The sequence below is a fragment of the Lactobacillus helsingborgensis genome, assembly GCF_000970855.1.
In the GTDB taxonomy this organism is placed as follows: domain Bacteria; phylum Bacillota; class Bacilli; order Lactobacillales; family Lactobacillaceae; genus Lactobacillus; species Lactobacillus helsingborgensis.
The window spans coordinates 1-3,200 of sequence record NZ_KQ034051.1 but is presented as its reverse complement, the minus strand read 5'-3'; the positions used below and the strand labels follow the sequence as shown (position 1 = coordinate 3,200).

The window sequence follows — 3,200 nt, the reverse complement described above, 5'->3', positions numbered from 1 at the left end:
ACGAGTTAGTACATTGAAAACTGAATATAATCCAAGAAAAACCGAGAAACAATCAAAAGAGAACAGATTGCTAAAGAGCGACCGAGAGAGTATCTTGAGTAAGGTCAAGTAAAGAAGGGCGCACGGTGAATGCCTGGGCACAATGAGGCGAAGAAGGACGTGACGAACCACGAAAGGCTTCGGGGAGCGGTAAGTACGCAGCGATCCGGAGATATCCGAATGGGGGAACCCAATGCATGCAGATGCATTACCAAGCGGTGAATAGATAGCCGGTTGGGGCAAGACGCAGTGAACTGAAACATCTAAGTAGCTGCAGGAAGAGAAAGAAAGATCGATTTCCCTAGTAGCGGCGAGCGAAGCGGAAAGAGCCCAAACCAGATGATTTATCATCTGGGGTTGTAGGACTGCGACAAGGCAGCGCAAAGGATAGCAGAATTATCTGGGAAGGTAAGCCAGAGAGGGTGAGAGCCCCGTAAGCGAAATCCGGAGCGCGCTGAGCAGGATCCTGAGTAGGTCGGGACACGAGGAATCCCGATTGAAGCAGCGAGGACCATCTCGCAAGGCTAAATACTACATTGTGACCGATAGTGAACCAGTACCGTGAGGGAAAGGTGAAAAGAACCCCGGGAGGGGAGTGAAAGAGAACCTGAAACCGTGTGCCTACAAATAGTCAAAGCCCATTAAGGGGTGATGGCGTGCCTTTTGTAGAATGAACCGGCGAGTTACGTTAATTAGCGAGGTTAAGTCAGAAAAGACGGAGCCGGAGCGAAAGCGAGTCTGAAGAGGGCGCGGAAGTTAGTTGATGTAGACCCGAAACCAAGTGACCTACCCATGACCAGGTTGAAGGTGCGGTAAAGCGCACTGGAGGACCGAACCCACGTAAGTTAAAAATTGCGGGGATGAGTTGTGGGTAGCGGTGAAATTCCAAACGAACTTGGAGATAGCTGGTTCTCTCCGAAATAGCTTTAGGGCTAGCCTGGTGCGAGGATGATAATGGAGGTAGAGCTCTGTTTGGACGAAGGGCCCGTCAGGGGTTACTGAATTCAGATAAACTGCGAATTCCAGATATCAAAGCACTGGAGTCAGACTGCGAGTGATAAGATCCGTAGTCGAAAGGGAAACAGCCCAGATCACCAGTTAAGGTCCCCAAATCTATGCTAAGTGGAAAAGGATGTGGAGTTGCGTAGACAACTAGGATGTTGGCTTAGAAGCAGCCACCATTAAAAGAGTGCGTAATAGCTCACTAGTCGAGTGACGCTGCGCCGAAAATTTACCGGGGCTAAGCATAGTACCGAAACTGTGGATGTGCAGTAATGCACGTGGTAGGAGAGCGTTCTAAATGCGGCGAAGCTTAACTGAGAAGATAAGTGGAGCGTTTAGAAGTGAGAATGCCGGTATGAGTAGCGCAAGATAGGTGAGAATCCTATCCGCCGAAAGACTAAGGTTTCCTGGGGCAGGCTCGTCCGCCCAGGGTAAGTCGGGACCTAAGGCAAGGCCGAAAGGCGTAGTCGATGGAGAACAGGTAGAGATTCCTGTACTGCGCAGCTTCGTTAATAGCGAAGGAGGGACGCAGGAGGCGAAGGACGCATGGCGCTGGAAGCCATGTTTAAGCGTCAAGTGTGGATATGAGTCAAATGCTTGTATCCGAGAAGCACAAGGCGTGATGAGGAGCGAAATTAAAGTAGCGAAGGTCCAAGAGTCACACTGCCAAGAAAAGCTTCTAGTGAGAAGCTGCGTACCCGTACCGCAAACCGACACAGGTAGTCGAGTGGAGAACACTCAGGTGAGCGAGAGAACTCTCGTTAAGGAACTCGGCAAAATCGCCCCGTAACTTCGGGAGAAGGGGTGCTGGTGTAAGAGCCAGCCGCAGTGAATAGGCCCAAACAACTGTTTATCAAAAACACAGGTCTCTGCAAAGTCGTAAGACGACGTATAGGGGCTGACACCTGCCCGGTGCTGGAAGGTTAAGGAGAGCTGTTAGCGCAAGCGAAGCAGCGAACTGAAGCCCCAGTAAACGGCGGCCGTAACTATAACGGTCCTAAGGTAGCGAAATTCCTTGTCGGGTAAGTTCCGACCTGCACGAAAGGTGTAATGATTTGGGCACTGTCTCAACGAGAGACTCGGTGAAATTATAATACCCGTGAAGATGCGGGTTACCCGCGACAGGACGGAAAGACCCCATGGAGCTTCACTGCAATTTGATATTGGGCAGCTGTTAAACATGTACAGGATAGGTAGGAGCCGGAGAAGATAGCACGCCAGTGTTATCAGAGGCAATGTTGGGATACTACCCTTGTTTGATGGCTGCTCTAACCAGGGCCTCTAAGCGAGGCATGGGACAGTGTCAGACGGGCAGTTTGACTGGGGCGGTCGCCTCCTAAAGTGTAACGGAGGCGCCCAAAGGTTCCCTCAGAATGGTTGGAAATCATTCACAGAGTGCAAAGGTATAAGGGAGCTTGACTGCGAGAGCGACAACTCGAGCAGGGACGAAAGTCGGGCTTAGTGATCTGGTGGTACCGTATGGAAGGGCCATCACTCAACGGATAAAAGCTACCCTGGGGATAACAGGCTTATCTCCCCCAAGAGTTCACATCGACGGGGAGGTTTGGCACCTCGATGTCGGCTCGTCGCATCCTGGGGCTGAAGTCGGTCCCAAGGGTTGGGCTGTTCGCCCATTAAAGCGGCACGCGAGCTGGGTTCAGAACGTCGTGAGACAGTTCGGTCCCTATCCGTCGTGGGCGTAGGAAATTTGCGAGGAGCTGTCCTTAGTACGAGAGGACCGGGATGGACATACCGCTGGTGTACCAGTTGTCTTGCCAAAGGCATCGCTGGGTAGCTAAGTATGGTCGGGATAAGCGCTGAAAGCATCTAAGTGCGAAGCCCCCCTCAAGATGAGATTTCCCATACGAAAGTAGTAAGACACCTCAAAGACTAAGAGGTAGATAGGCTGGGAGTGGAAGAGCCGTGAGGCTTGGAGCGGACCAGTACTAATCAGTCGAGGACTTGACCAGAGCTTAGCAGCAGTCAAGGTTTTTCAAGCGGATTATATTTAGTTTTGAGTGTAAAAGCTCAAAGGAAAAAAGTACGGTGGCAAGAGCAAGAAGGAAACACCTGTAACCATGCCGAACACAGCAGTTAAGCTTCTTCACGCCGAGAGTAGTTGGTGGGAGACTGCCTGCGAGGGTAGGACGCTGCCGTGC

At 51.4% G+C, this 3,200-nt stretch carries 2 rRNA genes; both read left to right on the top strand.

Features of this window, described 5'->3' with window-relative positions:
• Positions 1-102: 102 nt before the first annotated feature.
• Positions 103-3,011, top strand: a 23S ribosomal RNA gene (locus tag JF73_RS08685).
• 72 nt (positions 3,012-3,083) lie between these two features.
• Positions 3,084-3,200, top strand: a 5S ribosomal RNA gene (gene rrf, locus JF73_RS08680).